Below are 19614 nucleotides of genomic sequence, written 5' to 3'. Positions count from 1 at the left end.
ACGATCCCGCCGGGCCTCGAACTTCCTTGCGCTACAAGCGCTTACGACTCAGTGCGCGAAGTGCCGGGAACCGGTCAGGTACAGCGTGACGCCGGCCGCCTTGCACAGCTCGATGGTGTCGGTATCGCGAATCGACCCGCCCGGCTGCACGATGGCGCGCACGCCCGCGTCGACCAGGATCTGCGGGCCGTCGGAGAACGGGAAGAACGCGTCCGACGCGGCCACCGCACCCTTGGCGCGCTCACCGGCGCGATCCACGGCCAGCTTGCAGGAGTCCACCCGGTTCACCTGACCCATGCCGACGCCGACGGCCGCGCCGTCGTTCGCCAGCAGAATCGCGTTCGACTTCACGGCACGGCAAGCGCGCCAAGCGAATTCGAGATCGGCGAGGGTCTGCGCGTCGGCCGCCTCGCCGGTGGCGAGGGTCCAGTTGGCCGGGTTGTCGCCCTCGGCGTCGAGGATGTCGCGGTCCTGGAGCAGCACGCCGCCGCTCACCGGACGCAGCTCCGGGCCCTTGCGGGTGGCGGGCTCGGCGATCAGCACGCGCACATTCTTCTTGCGCTGCAACACTTCCACCGCACCGTCGGCGTAGGACGGGGCGACGATGACCTCGGTGAAGATCTCGGCGACCTGCTCGGCCATCTCCACCGAGACCTCGCGGTTGGCCGCGATCACGCCGCCGTACGCCGAGACCGGATCGGTGGCGTGCGCCTTGCGGTGCGCCTCGGCGATATCCGCGCCCACCGCGATGCCGCACGGATTGGCGTGCTTGATGACCGCCACGGCCGGCTCGTCGAAGTCGTAGGCGGCGCGCCAGGCGGCATCGGCGTCGGTGTAGTTGTTGTACGACATCTCCTTGCCGTGCAACTGCTGTGCCTGCGCGAGACCGGCCGCGCCGCCCTCACTGGTGTACAGCGCGGCGGCCTGATGCGGGTTCTCGCCGTAGCGCAGCACCGCGTCCCGGTTCCAGGTCGCGCCGATCCACTCCGGGAAACGCTGCGCGGCTTCGGTTTCCACGCCCGCGGCGGCCTCGGCGGCCGGGACGGCGACACTGGTCATCCAGCTGGCGACGGCCACATCGTAGGTAGCGGTGTGCTGGAAAGCCTTGGCGGCCAAGGCGGTCCGCTCGGCGAAGGTGAACCCGCCGGACTTCACCGACTCGATCACACTGTCGTAGTCACCGGTGGAGACGACCACGGCGACCGACGGGTGGTTCTTGGCGGCGGCGCGCACCATGGACGGGCCGCCGATATCGATCTGCTCCACCGATTCGTCGATGCTCGCGCCCGAGGCGACGGTCTGGGTGAACGGGTACAGGTTCACCACGACGAGCTGGAAAGCCTCCACGCCGAGCTCGACGAGCTGGTCGACATGCTCCGACTTGCGGGTGTCGGCGAGGATGCCGGCGTGCACGCGCGGGTGCAGCGTCTTGACCCGGCCGTCCAGGGTCTCCGGGAAACCGGTCAGGTCTTCCACTTTGGTGACCGGGATGCCGGCGTCGGCGATCTTGCCGGCGGTCGAACCGGTCGAGACCAGCTCCACGCCCGCATTGTGCAGACCGGTGGCCAGTTCGATCAGACCGGTCTTGTCGTAAACACTTACGAGGGCCCGCTTGATCGGCTTGCGTTCACTCACCGGAGAACTCGCTCATCTGGGATAACTGCCTTTCGTCCATCGGAGACAATGCCTCGGGTCGCGACGGCGGCGACGGTTTCCGCCAGCAGCCGGCGCTCCACGACCTTGATGCGTTCGTGCAGGGTCGACTCGTCGTCATCGGGCAGCACGGTGACCGCCTCCTGCGCGAGAATCGGGCCGGTATCGACACCGGCATCGACCAGATGCACGGTGGAGCCGGTAACCCGCACGCCGTACGCCAGCGCGTCGCGCACCCCGTGCGCGCCCGGGAAAGCCGGCAGCAGCGCGGGATGGGTGTTGATGATGCGACCGCCGAAGCGATCCAGGAAGACCGGGCCGAGAATCTTCATGAAACCGGCCGAAACCACCAGGTCGGGGGCGAAGCTCGAAACCGCTTCGGTCAGGCCCCGATCCCATTCGGCGCGGCCGTCGAAATCGCTCAGCGCCGTCTTGAAATGCGGGATCCCGAAATCCTCGGCATGCTTGGTCGCGGCACAGTCCCGATCCACGCCCACGGCGACGACCTTGGCCGGATAGCCGGAATCCTGAGTCGCGGCGAGCAGCGAACGCAGCAGTGAGCCGGTGCCGGAAGCCAGCACCACGACGGTCGCGGGCGCGGTCGGCGGTAGCAGCTGGGCGGGCGTGGACGTCAGCGCACTACTCCCTGTGAGTCGGAGCGGAAGAGACAGCCTGGGCATGGCCATCGCCCTAAAGACTAACGGTGCCGCCTCTCCCGCAGTTAAGCGCCCTGACCGCTGTTCCGGCCCGTCCGCCTCTCCGGATATTCAGCGCCCGGCTCGAGAGCCGTGGGGCGTCTCGTATGCGGGCCGGCGGTCGGGTGCCGAGACTATTTCGGGCGTACCCGGGGAGTTACCCCGATCCTCGCGAAATCAGTTGTCGCGTTCGCTGCCCTCAACGACTTCGGCGTCGACGATGTCGGGGGCGTCGTCGGGTGGGGTGTATCCGCGTGGGGTCGCTACCGGCTCGTCGTCATCGTCGAGGAGTTCGCCGTCCAGTTCGATTGCGCCGCCGCGATCCTGATCGGGGTAGTCGTCGTATTGGTCGTCGTAGTCGTCGGAGGTTGCGGTGGCGTCTTCTTCGTAGTCGTCGTCGTATTCGTCGTCGGCGTAGTCAGCGTCCGCGTCGTCGTTGCCCGTGTAGTCGTCGTACTCGTCGTCATAGCGGTCGTCGTAGTCGTACGCGTCATCGGTGTCGTCGTAGTCGTCGTCGGAACGGATGGTGCGAGCGGCTTTTCGGCCGAGCAGGCCGCCCATTACCCCGCCGGCTGCGGGGAGCAGGAACCAGCGGCCGCCGAACATGCCGACGTAGCCGGCGATGGCGAGCCAGGCGAAGGTGGCGGCGGCGGTGAGCAGGACGTCGGGGCCGATCCAGCCGAAGGTGCCCAGGTCTCCACCGGCCACCGCGCCGAGGGCGGCGAGCAGGACGGTCGCCACGGCGGCCGCGGTCAGGGTGGCCCAGGGGGCGGTGGGGCGATCATCGCTCGCGCGTGCGCAATCCAGGCCGGTGCGGATGCCGACGGCCGCGGGGACGATGAGCAGGGCCAGCCACCAGACCGCCACGGGGCCGGAGGGGACGGCCGCGACGATGGGGACGGCGGGGACCGGGGCGCCGTCGATGGCGAACAGGCTCAGGGAGCCGGGGCCGATGTGCACCTGGCCGCCGAGCAGCACGCTCGCCGCGTCGATCAGCACGTTCGGCAGGTAGGCGAGGGAGAGCAGGATCAAACCGATTACGCCGACGAAGTTTCCGGCGGCGTGGAAGGTATCGCCGATGCGCGACCAGTGGGCCAGGAACGAGACCAGCGTGAGCGCGCCCGCCACCGCGAGCAGGCGGCCGACCGCGCGGAAGCCCGCTTGTACGCCGGGAATCACCCAGTGCGGCAGGGGCATCGGCAGCAGGTAGGTGAGTTCGCGCCAGTGCCGGGAACCGATACCCGCCGCGGCGGCGATCAGATGCAGGACGATCACCCAGGCGAAGGCGACCAGGGTGTCCGGTGCTTGCAGGGGCATCACGCCCGAGGCGTCGTCGGCCACCGCCAGGCAGACCGCGGTGATGAGCAGCGGGCCGCCCACCGCCGCGCCCGCGATCCAGCCCAGATCCGCACGCGTGCAATCGGGTTCGGCGGCGCGTGCGCAGTCCCGCGCCACCAGCCACAGTATGAATCCGGTCGGGACCAGCGGCCACAGCCCGACCGCGGTCTTGCCGATCACCAGCGGAACCTGATGCACCGCAAGCCAGCTCGCCGCGATCGCCCCCGAGGCCCCCGTCATCGAACTGCCCGCCGCGAACAGCGTCCCCAGCACCAGCACCACGATCACCAGCAGGGTCACCGCCGACGCCCGCGCCGCCACGAACAGCAGCACCCGCGCCCGATCCGGCGTCAACGATCCGAACCCGCCCCCGCCCGCGCTCGCCCGCACCGGCTCGCGCGGCCGATCACGCGGCTCGCTGTCGCTCAGGCGAACCAGGGACGTTCTGGAGGAGCTCATGGAAAACCAGCGTGGCAGCATCTCACAAACGAAAGGGTCAGGCGCGCCGCACCGAACGATGGTCCGCACGGCGTCACAGCGGATCGGACAGTCGAGCGAACCGGCCGGTCGCGCGGCTCACTCCCCACCCGAGCGTATAGGCAACCGCCGGCGCGACGGACCGTCGAACGGGCGGGAACACGGCTCAGCCGGTGCGAACCTTGCGTCTCGGAGCGGCCGAGGTGCTCGCGGACGCGGCGTAGTCCGGGACGAGATACGGCCGAAGCCGCAGCCGACCAAGCGATTCACGCCGTGCATCGAACTCGCTCGCGAACAGCGAGAGGACCGAGTCGCCCGCATCCGGATTTCGAAGCGAAAGCCACGCGGCACCGCCATACAGCACCGGTCCGGAGAGTCCGATCGGTCGACTCGCGGCACGGACTGATACCGGCGGCCTGGAAGGCGAACGGCCCCGGAGTATTCCGGGGCCGCTCGCAGGGCTTCGGCCGCTCGCACGTCGCCCGCGCCGAGGCGGACGGGGAAGACGCTGGTGAACCAGCCGAGGGTGTTGGTGGTGTCGGTGGCGAGGAGGTCGTCGGCGCGGCCGTGCCCCTCCAGGGCGATCTGCGGCCGCACTGCGGCCACGTATCGCCGGGCTACGTGTTGTCCGAACCGGAAGTCGAACTCGGACCGGATGCCGGGTTCGGCGCATCGCTGGACGGCGGGGCGTAGGGCGAACGCTGGTCGGGTGCGGGCGAGGCGCTGTGGCCCGGCTGACTGCCGTAACCCGGCTGGCCTCCGTAACCCGGTTGCCCGCCGTGACCTGGCTGAGCGCCGTAACCCGGCTGGCCACCGTGACCCGGTTGCCCGCCGTGACCTGACTGATCGCCGTAGCCCGGCTGGCCACCGTAACCGGCGGGCGGCTGGCCGAAATCGTGCTGGCCCGGCTGCGGATGCGCACCGCTGTGGCCGTAGGGCGGGGCGGGCGGAGCGTAAGGCTGTGGCGGCGCGCCGGATTCACCGAATTGTGTGGCGGGCTGGCCGAAAGGCTGCGCCTGCGAGCCCGATTGACCGGAACCGGGCTGGGCGTGCGAGCCCGATTGGCCGTAGCCGGGCTGGGCGTGCGAGCCGGACTGACCGAAACCCTGCTCATGCGAGCCTGACTGACCGAAGTCCGGTTGGGCGTGCGGACCGGATTGGCCGAAGCCGGGCTGAGATTGGGGGCCCGTCCAGCCGAAGGGCTGGGGCTGGGACGGGGTGCCGTACGGCGGCTGGCCGTAGCTGGGCGCGCCGTACGCCTGCGGGGCGAAGGTCTTCGCGGGGGACTTGATGATGCCCATTTCGAAAAGCAGCACCACGACCGCGAGCACCGCCTGCACGAAGAGCAGGAAGATCAGCAGCCAACCGCCCCACTTGATCTCGGTGTCGTCGTCGAGCGATTTCAGCACGTAGCAGAGGAAGCCGAGGAAGCCGACCACCGCGAGCACCGCGACCGGCGCGGCCCACCGCTGCGGGGACAGCAGCGAAATCACCGCGAGCAATCCGGCGGCCAGCGCCAGCCCGAGCAGCGCCGCGCCGCCGGGGGTATCGAGGAGATAGAAGCTGTAGCCGCCGGTGGTCATGCGACCGCCGATGTCGTAGGGCTTGCTCGCCATATACGGCGCGAATCCGAGCCCGAAGGCGATGAGCCCGAGCACCGCGACACCGATGTTCAGTCCGAACGCCGGGCCGCGACCCGCAACAGGCGGGGCACCGAAACCGGGCCCCGCCTGTTGTGGAGGAGTGCTGCCGTACCCGGTTCCGGGAACCGGTGGAGGTGAGCCTGGAACCTGGTACGACATCGGATCTCCTTACGCGAGTAGGGAATTACTTGTCGTCCTGCCCGGGGCGGAAAGCGCGGGTGGCGTCCGCGGCCGGATCGGAGGTCTGCTCGCCGCCGAACGGCTGCGCGGGACGCTGCTGCTGGCCGCCGAAGTGCTGGGTGGCGTCGGCGCTACCCGGCTGCGGCTGCTGGCCGTAGGACTGGCCCGGCGCCTGACCGAAACCGCCCGGCTGCTGGCCGTATCCGGGCTGCTGACCGTAGGTCGGCTGGGAACCGGTGCCGTATCCGGCGGGCTGCTGCTGACCGTAGGACGGCGGCTGCTGCCCGAAGGACGGCTGCTGGCCGTACGACGGCTGGCTGCCCGGCTGCGGCGACTGCCCGAAGGACGGCGTCTGCCCCGGCTGCTGGCCGTAGCCGCCCTGCTGGCCGAAGCCCGGCTGCTGGTAGCCCTGCGGACCGGTCTGGCTGAACGGCTGCCCGTAACCACCCTGCGGCTGAGCCGGTTTCGGCGCGGGCGGCTTGACGATGCCGAGCTCGAACAGCAGCGACACCACGGCCGCCGCGGCCGTGAGGAAGGCGAAGACGACCAGAACCCAACCGCCACCGGCCATTTCGACGTAGCCGGGCAGCGAGAAGGTCTGGAACAGCAAGGTCACGAAACCGGCGAGGGCGGCGGCGGCCGCCAGCGCGGTGTAGCGCTGCTTGGTCAGCAGCGAGACTCCCGCGATCAGACCGGCCAGCAGCACCAGGCCCAGCGCCGTGGTGCCGCCCTGGGAGAACAGGCTGGCGCTGAGATCGATGTTCTCGAGGTTCTTCTTCTCCTTGACGAAAGGAAGCAGACCCAACAGGAAGGTGATCACGCCCAGCGCGGCCACACCGATGGTCAGGAAGAACGGCAAGCCCTTGCCCGCATCCCCCGTCCCGGTCGCCGCGGTGCTAGCGCTGCTCGCCGGAGGCTGGCCGTAGCCGGAACCTGCGGAGGGCGTCGGCTGGGGCGCGTTATATCCCGAGCCCCCGGTCGGGTATGACATGTCGTCGTCTCCTATCGAGTCGTTCACGAACCTCCATCGACGCTACTGCACTCGACGCCGCAGGTCACCACCAACCGCCGCGCGGCGACCGGCTCGAATGCGCCGAATATCACGGTTTGAACACCAGGCGACAACCACGCTCGTCCCAGCGCCGCAACGGATTCCGATCACGCCATTTCCGCGACGAAAAAGGCCGCCCGTCGAATTCGACAGGCGGCCTTCGGCTTTCGCGCGCAGTACTTACGCGGAGATGCTCGCCTTCTCCAGGATCTCGCGCGCCAGGGCGGCGGTCTCGGACGGGGTCTTGCCGACCTTCACGCCCGCGGCCTCGAGGGCCTCCTTCTTGCCCTGCGCGGTGCCCGCACCGTCGGAGACGATGGCGCCGGCGTGGCCCATGGTCTTGCCCTCGGGGGCGGTGAAGCCGGCGACGTAGCCGACGACCGGCTTGGTCACGTTGGCCTTGATGTAGGCCGCGGCCCGCTCTTCGGCGTCGCCGCCGATCTCGCCGATCATGACGATGAGCTTGGTCTCGGGGTCCTTCTCGAACGCCTCGATGGCGTCGATGTGGGTGGTGCCGATGACCGGGTCGCCGCCGATGCCGATGGCGGTGGAGAAACCGAAGTCCCGCAGCTCGAACATCATCTGGTAGGTCAGGGTGCCGGACTTGGAGACCAGGCCGATCGGGCCCTTGCCGGAGATGGTGGCCGGGGTGATGCCGACCAGCGACTCACCCGGGGTGATGATGCCGGGGCAGTTCGGGCCGATGATGCGGGTCTTCTGACCCTTCTCCACGTTGTAGGCCCACGCGTAGGCGGTGTCCTGCACCGGGATGCCCTCGGTGATGACCACGAGCAGCGGGATCTCCGCGTCGATGGCCTCGATGATGGCGTCCTTCGAGAAGGCCGGCGGCACGAAGGCGATCGAGGTGTCGGCCCCGGTCTTCTCCATGGCCTCGGCGACCGACGCGAACACCGGCAGCTCGACGGTGTTGCCGTCCTTGTCGGTGTGGGTGACGGTGGTGCCCGCCTTGCGCGCGTTGACACCGCCGACCACGTTGGTGCCCGCCTTCAGCATCAGCGCGGTGTGCTTGGTGCCCTCGCCGCCGGTGATGCCCTGGACGATGACCTTGTTGTCCTTGTTCAGGAAGATAGACATGTTGGTTCGTGTCCTTTACTTGGCCGCGGCCAGTTCGGCGGCCTTGTCGGCGCCTTCGTCCATGGTCTGGGCGAGAGTCACCAGCGGGTGGTTGAAGTCGGCGAGGATCTTGCGGCCCTCTTCGACCTTGTTGCCGTCCAGGCGGACGACCAGCGGCTTGGAGGCCGCGTCACCGAGAGTCTGGAGCGCGCCGACGATGCCGTTCGCGACCGCGTCACAGGCGGTGATGCCACCGAAGACGTTCACGAACACGGACTTGACCTGCGAGTCACCCAGGATGACGTCCAGGCCGGCGGCCATCACGGCAGCCGAAGCGCCGCCGCCGATGTCGAGGAAGTTGGCCGGCTTCACGCCGTCGTGGTTCTCACCGGCGTAGGCGACCACGTCGAGGGTCGACATGACCAGACCCGCGCCGTTGCCGATGATGCCGACCTCACCGTCGAGCTTGACGTAGTTGAGGTCGTTCTCCTTGGCCTTGAGCTCGAGCGGATCGGTGGCGTCGATATCCGCGAACTCGAGGTGGTCGGGGTGACGGAACTCGGCGTTCTCGTCCAGGGTGACCTTGCCGTCGAGGGCCAGGATCTGGTTGTCCGGGGTGCGGACCAGCGGGTTGACCTCGACCAGGGTCGCGTCTTCCTTGATGAAGACTTCCCAGAGCTTCTGGATGGTGACCGCCGCGGCATCCAGGATGTCCTCGGGCAGGTGGCCCTGCTCGGCAATGCTGCGGGCGAAGGCCAGGTCCACGCCCTTGACGGCGTCGACGGCGACCTTGGCCAGCCGGTCCGGCTTGGTGGCCGCGACCTCTTCGATCTCCATGCCGCCCTCGACCGAGCACATGGCCAGGTAGGTGCGGTTGGAGCGATCCAGCAGGAAGGAGATGTAGTACTCCGAGGCGATGTCCTTGGCCTCGGCGACCAGCACCTTCTTGGTGATGTGACCCTTGATGTCCAGGCCCAGGATGTTGGAGGCGTGGGTGAAGGCGTCGTCCGGGGTGGCGGCGTACTTCACGCCACCGGCCTTGCCGCGGCCACCGACTTTGACCTGCGACTTGATCATCACAGGCTTGCCGATTTCCTCCGCGATGGCACGCGCGTCCTCGGCCGAGTCCGTGACGCGGCCCTCCGACGAAGGCACTCCGTGCTTCACGAAGAGTTCCTTCGCCTGATATTCGAAGAGATCCATGTACTCACCGTCTCGTCTGCGTTGTTGTGACAACGTCTTGGTTGGCGGCCCGTCGTCTGGCCGTAGCGACTGCTTGCAGCTCGCTCGAAATGGTCAGCCGGGTCGGGTCGGACTCTAATCAGTCACACGGAGCCGAAATCAGCCGCATACAGCCTAAGTGGCGCAGGTCACGGTACTGTCTCCGGTGCTGGTAGAGCCCGCGTTTTTGCTACTCACGAGTAGCTTGTTGACCACGCGCCAGGTAGAACACACGAATCCCGAAGGGTGATACGGGGTACTACGGCACGTAGTTGGAATGGCTCACTTGGTTACCCCGAGCACAGTGAGGAAATTCGTGCGCGCAAGGTGATGAATGTCACAGCAGCGTGTCGAACCGGGCCCATCGCTTGCTGACCCGCAATCGTTTCGTTACCGTCGATGCGGTCGATGTCACAACCCGGTCACGACAGGAGGACGGCAGGCTTGACGCAGCACAGCGCTCCGCAGGTGAAGAGCAGCTCCGCAGGCGCACCGCCGGCCTCACCGCTCTACTCGGGACAGATCGCATGAACGACGATTCCTTCCCCTCGCCCAATCGCGCCAAACACGGGCACCGTTATCGCGAGGAATCCGAGAACTATGGCGGCGCAACGCATTTCGGTGCGCCCGTCGCCCATGGTCAAGCCACCGCGCATCAGTGGGACGCCAGTTCGTGGAGCGCTCCGGCCGATGCCGGCTGGGCCGGCGACGCGGATTGGCAGCAGCAGTCCGATTGGCAGGCCGGGCAATCCGAGTACCAGGCCGCGCAGCCCGAATGGGATGCGCAGGGGCAGTGGGACAACCACGCCGCCGATTGGGACAACTCGGGCACGGCCGGTGAGACCGGTTGGGACGATTCACACTCCGACTGGAACGCCACCACTACCACCACCGCCAATGGCTGGGCCGCGCCCAACCCGAACGCCTGGGCCTCCCAATCGCGTTCCAACTGGGACCCTTCCGCCGATCCCAGCCCCTCCGGTGATTACCGGCCGGTCTACAGCTTCCGGACCGCCGCCGGCGAAGAACTCAAGTTCTCCGGTGACGGCGCGCGTCTGGATCACAATGCGCCCGAAACGGATGCGGACGCGCCCGCGCCGCGTTCCGGTGGCCGCCGTCGCGCCGCCGGTGGCGCGCACCGCCTGCCCGCTCCCCCGACCGCCCTCAAGGGCCGTGCCGCCGTCGTAGCGGTGGCGGCCGGTGCGGTGGTCGCGGCCGGGCACACCGGGCTGGAATCCGCCGGCACCCAGTCCGACACCGTCGAATACCAGGCCGCCGCGCAGGTCAAGGAGATCGCTTCGGCCGAGACCATCGGTCTCGCCGACAACGCTCCCTCCGGCGCGCCGCAGGTGCTGAATGTCGGCGCCCCCGTGGACATCAACCAGTTCAACGACATCCTGCGCAAGGGTCAGCAGTACGCCGCCGACCTGGCCGCACAGGAAGCCGCCAAGCTGCGCCCGCTGTTCACGAAGTTCACCAGCGGCAACTACACCTCCGGCTACGGCATCCGCTGGGGCGTGCAGCATCTCGGCGTCGACGTCGCGGCCCCCATCGGCACCCCGATCTACGCGGTAGCCGACGGCACCGTCCTGGAAGCGGGCCCCGCCTCCGGCTTCGGCATGTGGGTCCGCCTGCTGCACGACGACGGCACCGTCACCATCTACGGCCACATCGACACCGCCACCGTCTCGCAGGGTCAGCGCGTCATGGCAGGCGACCAGATCGCCACCGTAGGCAACCGCGGCTTCTCCACCGGCCCCCACTGCCACTTCGAGGTCTGGCTGAACGGCGTCGACAAGATCGACCCCCTGCCCTGGCTGGCCTCCCGCGGCATCTCCCTCGGCGTGCAGCGCGACTAGCCCCGAACAACCGGCAATGTCCCCGGACTCCCCGGAGTCCGGGGACATTCGCGTTCAGGGGCCTCGACGCGGCCGCGTCGAAGCGAGGTTCAACGGCGAACCGGCACCCGCGGTCCGCACAGACGAATCAGGCGATTCTGCGCAAGCCCGCGAGCATCCGCTTTACATCGGCCGCGGATACCGCATAGTCCTGCTCGTCTTCGGCAATGCCTTCGTCGACCCAGCTGCGCACAAGCGAGGCCAGGTCAGTTCCGCGCTTGGCTGCGATCTCCTCTGCTCGGCGCCGTTGTCTCATGGTGAGCCGAACCGTAGTCACTACGAGGGTGTCATCTGCTGAGGTTCGTGTGGCCGGGCGCGGAGGAAGAACCGAATCTGCGTCGATCGCCTCACCGACGATGAGTTCGCCGGCCGCAGCGGCCGCAGCCAACTCCTCCGCTTCCGCTAGTTCGCGGAACTCATTGTTCTGTGCGCTCATTGGTTCGCCTCCCAATTCTCGAACGCAATCACCTGTTCGGGCGTCATCTGTGCAACGTAGACGATCTGGTGATCGAACCCGCCCAACGGCCGAAGCACAACCAGTATCGGAAGCCCCGCCGGGGTTCGAGTCCACACGGATAGTCCGGGTGCCCCGTTCTTTGTGGACACCGACTGAACCCAACGTCGCCGTCCATCCAGAAGTGCTCTGATCACCGCATCGGCGGTCAGGTCTCCATCTAGGTTCCTCGCTGCCGAAAGCAGCCATTCGTAACCCGTAGATAGAGAATACAACGAGCATCTCCGCATGTCAGCGGCTTTGCGCGGCCCACTTCAGCTTCAGAGTTTGGTGAGCGGGGCGTGCTGGGGCATCAGGCGGATGGTGCCGGCGGTGCCGAAATCGATGGTGGCGGTGGAGAGGTTGCCGATGCCGTCGGCGGCGATGACGCGGCCGAGGCCGTACTTGTCGTGGTTCACGCGGTCGCCGACGGCGAGGACGATGTCGTTGTTGCGTTTGGCGGCGCCGAAACCGGAGGGGGCGGGGCGGCGATCGGCGCGGACGCCGGGGCGGGGTTCGTTCCAGCTTTCGCCGCGGGTCCAGTCGCGTTCCAGGCCGTCGCCTTCGCCGCGGCGGCGGAAGCCGCGGGATTGGGAGGGGGTGGGTTCCAGGCGCTGCCAGTCCATCAGGTGGCCCGGGATTTCTTGCAGGAAGCGGGATTCGGGGTTGGAGACGGGCTGGCCCCAGCCGGAGCGGATGACGGCGCGGGAGAGGTAGAGGCGTTTGCGGGCGCGGGTGATGCCGACGTAGGCGAGGCGGCGTTCCTCGGCCAGTTCGGTCGGGTCGCCCAGGGCGCGCATGTGCGGGAATTGGCCGTCTTCCCAGCCGGTCACGAAGACGACGGGGAATTCCAGGCCCTTGGCGGTGTGCAGGGTCATCATGGTGACCACACCGGAGCCCTCTTCGGGGATCTGGTCGGCGTCGGCCACCAGGGAGACGCGCTCCAGGAAGGCGGCGAGGGAGCCCGGGTCCGGTTCGCCTTCGGCGGCTTCGGGCAGGATGCCCTCGGCGCGGGCGGCCTCGACATTGTTGCGCGCCTCGGAGCTGAATTCGCGGGCGACGCTGACCAATTCGTTGAGGTTGTCCAGCCGGGCCCCGTCCTGCGGGTCGTCGGAAGCCTCGAGTTCGGCGCGGTAGCCGCTGCGATCCAGCACCGCTTCGACCACATTGCCGACATCGGGGAAGTCGAGATCCTCCTGCACCCCGGCGGCCCGGATATCGGCCAGGATGTCGAGGAAGTTGGAGATGGCCCGCTGCGAGCGGGTATTGAGCAACGCCACTTTGCCTTCGCCGGCGTCCCGGAGCGCTTGCGCGAAGCCGATGCCGCGCTGTTCGGCGTGCACGGCCACGCACGCCTCGGCGCGGTCGCCGATGCCGCGGCGCGGGGTGTTGAGAATCCGGCGCAGGCTCACCGCGTCGTCCGGGTTCGCCAGCACGCGCAGGTAGGCGACGATATCGCGGACTTCCTTGCGCTCGTAGAAGCGCACGCCGCCGACCACCTTGTAGGGCAGCCCCATTCGGATGAAGATCTCTTCCAGGGCCCGGGAGTTGTTGTTGGTGCGGTAGAAGACCGCCACATCGGCGTAGTTGGCCTCGCCCGCGTCCACCAGGCGATCGATCTCGCGGGCCACGAACGAGGCTTCGTCGTGTTCGTTGTCGGCCACGTAGCCGACGATCAGATCGCCGTCGCCCTGGTCGGTCCACAGCTTCTTGTCGCGCCGGTTCTCGTTGCGCGCGATGACCGCGTTGGCGGCGGTCAGGATGCGCTGGGTGGACCGGTAGTTCTGTTCCAGCAGAATGGTTTCCGAGTCCGGGAAGTCCCGCTCGAACTCCTCGATATTGCGGATGGTCGCCCCGCGGAACGCGTAGATGGATTGGTCCGCGTCACCCACCACGCACAGCTCCGACGGCGGCACCCGGTCCTCGGAGTCCTTGGGCAGGTGGTACCCGACCAGCTCGCGCACCAGTACGTACTGGGCGTGGTTGGTGTCCTGGTATTCGTCGACCATGACGTGCCGGAAGCGCCGGCGGTAGTACTCGGCGACCTGTGGATGCTTCTGGAGGATGGCTACGGTCTCGCCGATCAGGTCGTCGAAGTCCAGGGCGTTGGCGGCGCGCAGCCGGCGCTGGTATTCGCCGTAGACCTTGGCGACCAGGCGCGGCAGTTCGGCGTCTTCGGTCTCGGCGTCGGCGGCGGCCTGGTCCGGGCCGACGAGTTCGTTCTTGAGATTGGAGATGGCGGTGGCCAGCAGCCGCGGCGTGTACTTCTTGGCGTCGATGTCGAAGTCGCGGCTGATCATGCCGAGCAGGCGGCGCGAGTCGTCGGCGTCGTAGATGGAGAAGTTGGTGTTCAGGCCCGGAACCAGGGCGGCCTGGGTTCGCAGGATTCGCACGCAGCTGGAGTGGAAGGTGGAGACCCACATACTCGCTGCTCGCGGGCCCACCAGTCCGGCCACGCGCTCGCGCATCTCGGCCGCGGCCTTGTTGGTGAAGGTGATTGCCAGGATTTCGCCGGGTCGGACATTCCGGGCGGCGAGGAGATAGGCGATGCGCCGCGTCAGCACGGCGGTCTTCCCCGACCCCGCGCCTGCGACGATGAGAAGCGGAGACCCCGAATGCACCACCGCTGCACGCTGTTGCGGGTTCAACCCTTCGAGCAACTGCTCGGTCTTCTGCGCGTCTGCCACCGTCGTGTTCATCGTCCATCCACGTTACCGACGAGCACCGACAGCCGCCGCAGCGGATCGCACAGGTGTCCGAATAATGCCGGTCTGGCGAACATCGGGTGAATCCGAGCGGGGAAAATACTCAGGAGATTCACAAACGAACACTTTTTGGTTTGACCATCCCACGTGGCAGACTCGTTGCCAGGACAGGCGCTCGAGGGGGCGATTCACTCGAGCGGGCATCCGGGGGGAGAATGAAAGACTCAACAGGTCTGTTTCTTGGTGAGGAGCCGATCGGTAACGGGTCGGGACTACCGGCCGATCGATGTTCGGGACCACGAGGAGTGAAAGCATGAGCATCTCGACTACGGGACAAACCGAGCCTGCCACCGGGGCGGACAACGCCCTGCCCTCCGAAGCGGAGATCGACACGCTTCGCAAGGAGATCGACAAGCTCGACGCCGAGATCCTGGCCGCCATCAAGCGGCGCACGGAGGTCTCGCGCATCATCGGACGAACGCGAATGGCCAATGGCGGCCCGAAGCTGGTCCACTCCCGCGAGATGAAGGTGCTGGAGCGCTTCAGCGAACTGGGCCAGGAGGGTCACACCCTCGCCATGCTGTTGCTGCGATTGGGTCGCGGCCGGCTGGGTCACTGACCCACAAAGACCACGAGGTACTCACGTTGACGCGCGGGTACCCCGCCCCAGGCCGCCCCGGGTGTGTAAACCCCGGGGCGGTTCTTCTTTTCCCGGACCGGAACCACAGCGGCGCGGCCGCCCGGCCGCGCCGCTGAATATCGCTTACGGCAGCGCGATGTACTTGGTGTCGAGGTACTCCTCGATGCCTTCGAAGCCGCCCTCCCGGCCGAAGCCGGATTCCTTCACGCCGCCGAAGGGAGCGGCGGGATCGGAGATGACGCCGCGGTTGATGCCGACCATGCCGGTCTCCAGGCCCTCGGCCACTCGCAGCGCGCGATCCAGACTCTGCGTGTAAACGTAAGCGACCAGGCCGAATTCGGTGTTGTTGGCGGCGGCCAGGCCCTCTTCCTCGGTATCGAACCCGACGATCGGGGCGACCGGTCCGAACACTTCCTCACGCAGGATGCGGGACTGCGGCGGTAGCTCGCTGAGCACGGTGGCCGGATAGAACCAGCCGGGCCCGCCCGGAGCCTTGCCGCCGAGTTTCACCTCCGCGCCGGCCGCGACCGCATCGTCGACGAGTTCGGTGACGGTGTTCAGCTGGTCTTCGTTGATGAGCGGCCCCAGGGTGGTGGCCGGCTCGGCGCCGGGACCGAGCCTGTACTCCGACATGGCCGCCACCAGCTTCTCGGTGAACTCCGCGCGCACCGAGTTCTGCACGTGGAATCGGTTTGCGGCGGTACAGGCTTCGCCGCCGTTGCGCAGTTTCGCCAGCAGTGCCCCCTGGACGGCGGCATCCAGATCGGCATCGTCGAACACCACGAAGGGTGCGTTGCCGCCGAGCTCCATGGAGGTGCGCAGCAGCCCGTGCGCGGAGGCTTCGACCAGTTTCTTGCCGACGCCGGTGGATCCGGTGAAGGTGAGCTTGCGCAGCCGCGGATCGTTCAGCAGCGGGGCGGTGACGGCACCGGAACGACTGGTGGTGATGACCGACAGCACCCCGTCGGGCAGCCCCGCCTCGCTGCACAGTTCGGCCAGCGCCAGCATGGTCAGCGGCGTCTCGCTCGCGGGCTTGACGATCATGGTGCATCCGGCGGCCAGCGCGGGGCCGATCTTGCGGGTGCCCATGGCGAGCGGGAAATTCCACGGCGTGATGGCCAGGCAGGGTCCGACGGGCTGCTTGTGCACCAGGATTCGCCCGGTCCCGGCGGGCGCGTGCTGGTAGCGCCCGTGCACCCGCACGGCCTCCTCGCTGAACCAGCGGAAGAACTCCGCGCCGTATTTGACCTCGTTGCGGCTCTCGGGCAGCGCCTTGCCCATTTCGAGGGTCATCAGCAGCGCGAATTCCTCGGCCCGCGCGGTGATGGCCTCGAAGACGGCGCGCAGGATCTCCCCGCGCTGCCGCGATGGGGTGGCGGCCCAATCCGCCTGGGCCGCGGCGGCCGCGTCGAGGGCGCGCACGGCGTCTTCGGGAGTGGCGTCGGCGACTTCGACCAGGGTCTCCCCCGTCGCCGGATTGTGCACCGGGAAGGTCTTGCCGCCGGTGGCATCCAGGGGTCCGCCGATCCAGAGTTTCGTGGGAATGGACTCGAGTAGTTCGCGCTGCGACACCATGCCGACCAGCCTATGCCTGTCCGTTTCACGGAACCCTTCACTCCTGTAGGGTTCGCCGCGATTACCGGCGGTAGCTGGGTCTCGGCCCCGCGCGGACCCGCGAGTTACCTGTTGTTACCTGCGGGTCGCAGGCGAGGGTTGTACCCTCGGCGAACGTGAGCAGCGACATCACCGCATCGGCGGCCTGGCGGAAACTGCACGACCATCATGCGTCCATCGCGGGTCGGCATCTGCGTGATCTCTTCGCCGAGGACACCGAGCGCGGGCGTGAGCTGATCGTGCGGGTCGGCGATCTGCACATCGACTACTCCAAGCATCGGGTGACGCGCGAAACCCTGGATCTGCTGGTCGAATTGGCGGAGACCGCGGGGGTGGCGGAGCGGCGGGACGCCATGTTCGCGGGTGCGCGCATCAATACCTCCGAGGACCGGTCGGTCGGCCACGTGTGGCTGCGGCGTCCGTCCGGCGGTGATCTGGTCGTCGATGGCGAGCAGATCGACGCCGAGGTGCACGAAGTGCTCCGGCGCATGGGCGAATTCACCGATTCGGTGCGGTCCGGGCAGTGGCGCGGAGCGACCGGGGAGCGCATCGCCACGGTGGTGAACATCGGCATCGGCGGCTCGGATCTGGGGCCCGCCATGGTGTATCAGGGCCTGCGGCACTACGCCGACGCCGGCATCTCCGCCCGCTTCGTCTCGAATGTCGATCCCTCCGACCTGGTTTCGAAGCTGGCCGGTCTCGATCCCGCCACCACCCTGTTCGTGGTGGCCTCCAAGACCTTCTCCACCCTGGAGACCCTCACCAATGCCACGGCGGCCAGGCGCTGGCTGGTGGCCGCGCTCGGCGAGGACGCGGTGGCCAAGCACTTCGTGGCGGTCTCCACGCACGCGGATCGGGTGGCGGCCTTCGGGATCGACACCGCGAACATGTTCGGCTTCTGGGATTGGGTGGGCGGGCGCTACTCGGTCGATTCCGCCATCGGCCTGTCGGTGATGACGGTGATCGGCAAGGAGCGTTTCGCCGAGTTCCTGGCCGGCATGCACGCCGTGGACGAGCATTTCGCGAACGCTCCGCTGCACGAGAACGCCCCGGTGCTGCTGGGCCTGCTCGGGCTCTGGTACTCGGACTTCTTCGGCGCGGAATCGCGTGTGGTGCTGCCGTATTCGAACGATCTGGCGCGCTTCCCGGCCTATCTTCAGCAGCTGACCATGGAGTCGAACGGCAAATCGGTGCGCGCCGACGGCACCCCGGTCACCTCGCCGACGGGCGAGATCTTCTGGGGCGAGCCGGGCACCAACGGCCAGCACGCCTTCTACCAGCTGCTGCATCAGGGCACCCGGCTGGTGCCCGCGGATTTCATCGGATTCGCCCGTCCCACCGACGATCTGCCGACCATCGACGGCACCGGCAGCATGCACGACATCCTGATGAGCAATCTCTTCGCCCAGACTAAGGTGCTGGCCTTCGGCAAGACCGCCGAGGAGATCGCCGCCGAGGGCACGCCGCCGGAGACGGTGCCGCACAAGGTGATGCCCGGCAACCGCCCCTCGACGGCGATTCTGGCGCCCCAGTTGACGCCGTCGGTGCTCGGCCAGCTGATCGCCCTGTACGAGCATCAGGTGTTCGTGGAGGGCGCGATCTGGGGCATCGACAGCTTCGATCAGTGGGGCGTGGAGCTCGGCAAGCAGCAGGCGCTGGCGCTGGCTCCGCTGCTCACCTCCGCCGAAGATCCTGCCCCTCAGTCGGATTCGTCCACCGACGCGCTCATCCGCTGGTATCGCGACCACCGGAACTGATCACCAGTCGTCGATGGAGTACGGCTCCGGCTCGATCGCGGCCGGCGGGACGGCCGGAGTCGCGGCCGCCGGGGTCGCCGAATCCGGTTCGGCGACAGTCGCATCCGGATCGGGTGGCGGGCGCGTCACCAGCCGGAAGCCGATGGCGAGGGCGGCGACGAGCAGCACCCCGGCGATGATCAGGGCGGTGCAACCCGGCCCCAGCCCGACGTCGACCAGACCCCGGTAGAGGTATTCGTGCCGGTCCCGATAGGTGGCCCAGTCGGCGGCGAGCACGTGTACCGCGGGCCCCAGCCCGATGCCCGCGAGCAGCAGTGCGGCGGTGCGCAGTTCGGGCCGGGGCGTGGTGAGCCGGTACTGGCTGCCGATGGCGAGCAGCAGCCCGGCCCCGCCCCACACTCCCAGCCAGGGCAGGTAGATGTACAGACCGGGCAGCAGGTCCAGCGCGGTGAAGGCATCGACGCGACTGTCGAATTCCCCGCCCGCGAAGGGCGTGGGTTCCAGCCGCGTCTTCAGATAGCACTGGGTGAGGAAGGTTCCGGCCAGCGCCGCGGCGACCCCGGTCAGCAGTAGCGCGCCCAGCAGCCGGTCCGGCCGGTTCACCCGCGGACCGAAGCCATGGCGCGCGGCGGCGTGCGGACGGGCGACCACCGCGGAGAGCACCCCCACCACGCCCGCCAGCGCCGACACCCCGGTCAGGATGACGCTGAGCCAGAAGCGGACCAGCAATCCGGTCCGATCCAGGTGCAGGCTCTCGTCCAGCACCACCGATAGTTTCAGCGACGCCCAGAGCGCGTTGCCGAACAGCAGCCCGACGGCGACCGCGCCGGTACCGCGCACCAGTGCGGGCCGGAATCGCTTGCGCCACACCAGCGCTACCAGCAGCGCACCCACCAGCAGGATCGCCACGCCCGGCGGCAGGTAGACGAACGCGTCGAGGTACCAGGATTGGTAGCGGTCCTGCGCGTCGCCGACCGACATGGCGACCAGTTCGGCCAGGGCCAGCGTCGCGCAGAAGACCAGTAAGGCGGCGAAGGCCCGATCGACCACGGTTCCGGAATCACCGGCGGCGCCGGGACTTTCGTGAGCGGTGACCATGGCCTCCCCCGAGGTGGCGATGCGGAACCACCGTGCCTAGGGTTACCCGATCAATTGTGAATCGAATCGTCCTGCGG

General features: G+C 68.1%; 14 protein-coding genes. 3 read left to right on the top strand and 11 right to left on the bottom strand.

Annotation, left to right across the window (positions count from 1 at the left end; all coding sequences use genetic code 11):
* Positions 1-48: 48 nt before the first annotated feature.
* From purH to sucC, 7 genes are all read right to left on the bottom strand, one after another.
* Entirely contained in the window at positions 49-1635 is a 1587-nt protein-coding gene (purH, locus tag NI1_RS08320; protein WP_067816428.1) for a bifunctional phosphoribosylaminoimidazolecarboxamide formyltransferase/IMP cyclohydrolase, read from the bottom strand.
* Complete coding sequence (gene purN / locus NI1_RS08315; RefSeq protein ID WP_084522954.1) at positions 1632-2333, bottom strand: phosphoribosylglycinamide formyltransferase; 702 nt, start codon at positions 2331-2333, stop codon at positions 1632-1634. Before purN ends, purH begins: the two co-directional genes overlap by 4 nt.
* A 192-nt stretch (positions 2334-2525) precedes the next feature.
* Positions 2526-4145, bottom strand: coding sequence for a cell division protein PerM (locus tag NI1_RS37805; protein ID WP_067816425.1), 1620 nt, complete (start codon positions 4143-4145; stop codon positions 2526-2528).
* Positions 4146-4780: 635 nt separating this feature from the next.
* A complete protein-coding gene (locus NI1_RS38440) occupies positions 4781-5965 on the bottom strand; it encodes a DUF5336 domain-containing protein (RefSeq protein WP_169815553.1) in 1185 nt (394 codons plus the stop codon).
* Positions 5966-5990: 25 nt separating this feature from the next.
* Complete coding sequence (locus NI1_RS08295; protein ID WP_067816416.1) at positions 5991-6977, bottom strand: DUF5336 domain-containing protein; 987 nt, start codon at positions 6975-6977, stop codon at positions 5991-5993.
* 240 nt (positions 6978-7217) lie between these two features.
* A complete protein-coding gene (sucD, locus tag NI1_RS08290) occupies positions 7218-8132 on the bottom strand; it encodes a succinate--CoA ligase subunit alpha (RefSeq protein ID WP_067816413.1) in 915 nt (304 codons plus the stop codon).
* A gap of 15 nt (positions 8133-8147) precedes the next feature.
* Complete coding sequence (gene sucC / locus NI1_RS08285) at positions 8148-9314, bottom strand: ADP-forming succinate--CoA ligase subunit beta (RefSeq protein WP_067816411.1); 1167 nt, start codon at positions 9312-9314, stop codon at positions 8148-8150.
* A gap of 545 nt (positions 9315-9859) precedes the next feature.
* On the opposite strand from sucC, the gene NI1_RS40225 reads away from it, so the two are divergent.
* Positions 9860-11191, top strand: coding sequence for a M23 family metallopeptidase (locus NI1_RS40225; RefSeq protein WP_067816408.1), 1332 nt, complete (start codon positions 9860-9862; stop codon positions 11189-11191).
* Positions 11192-11318: 127 nt separating this feature from the next.
* On the opposite strand, the gene NI1_RS08275 is transcribed toward NI1_RS40225, so the two are convergent.
* Positions 11319-11666, bottom strand: a complete 348-nt coding sequence (locus NI1_RS08275) for a hypothetical protein (RefSeq protein WP_067816405.1) — start codon at positions 11664-11666, stop codon at positions 11319-11321.
* A 338-nt stretch (positions 11667-12004) separates the two neighbouring features.
* Positions 12005-14422 (bottom strand): DNA helicase PcrA, encoded by a 2418-nt coding sequence (gene pcrA, locus NI1_RS08270; protein ID WP_067816401.1) that lies wholly within the window; start codon positions 14420-14422, stop codon positions 12005-12007.
* Positions 14423-14741: 319 nt separating this feature from the next.
* Here pcrA and NI1_RS08265 point away from each other — a divergent pair, with 319 nt between their 5' ends.
* Positions 14742-15047, top strand: a complete 306-nt coding sequence (locus NI1_RS08265; RefSeq protein WP_067816398.1) for a chorismate mutase — start codon at positions 14742-14744, stop codon at positions 15045-15047.
* A 144-nt stretch (positions 15048-15191) separates the two neighbouring features.
* On the opposite strand, the gene NI1_RS08260 is transcribed toward NI1_RS08265, so the two are convergent.
* Positions 15192-16643: an NAD-dependent succinate-semialdehyde dehydrogenase gene (locus NI1_RS08260; protein ID WP_174564464.1), complete on the bottom strand. Its 1452-nt coding sequence runs from the start codon at positions 16641-16643 to the stop codon at positions 15192-15194.
* A 155-nt stretch (positions 16644-16798) separates the two neighbouring features.
* Between NI1_RS08260 and pgi the strand changes: the two genes are divergently transcribed.
* Positions 16799-18439 (top strand): glucose-6-phosphate isomerase, encoded by a 1641-nt coding sequence (gene pgi / locus NI1_RS08255; protein ID WP_067816393.1) that lies wholly within the window; start codon positions 16799-16801, stop codon positions 18437-18439.
* Here pgi and NI1_RS08250 read toward each other — a convergent pair whose 3' ends face one another.
* Positions 18440-19537 (bottom strand): hypothetical protein, encoded by a 1098-nt coding sequence (locus NI1_RS08250; RefSeq protein ID WP_067816391.1) that lies wholly within the window; start codon positions 19535-19537, stop codon positions 18440-18442.
* Positions 19538-19614 lie beyond the last annotated feature (77 nt).

The sequence above is a fragment of the Nocardia inohanensis NBRC 100128 genome, from assembly GCF_001612945.1.
Lineage (GTDB): Bacteria > Actinomycetota > Actinomycetes > Mycobacteriales > Mycobacteriaceae > Nocardia > Nocardia inohanensis.
The sequence above is the reverse complement of the archived record's forward strand: the minus strand, read 5'-3'. Positions and strand labels throughout refer to the sequence as shown.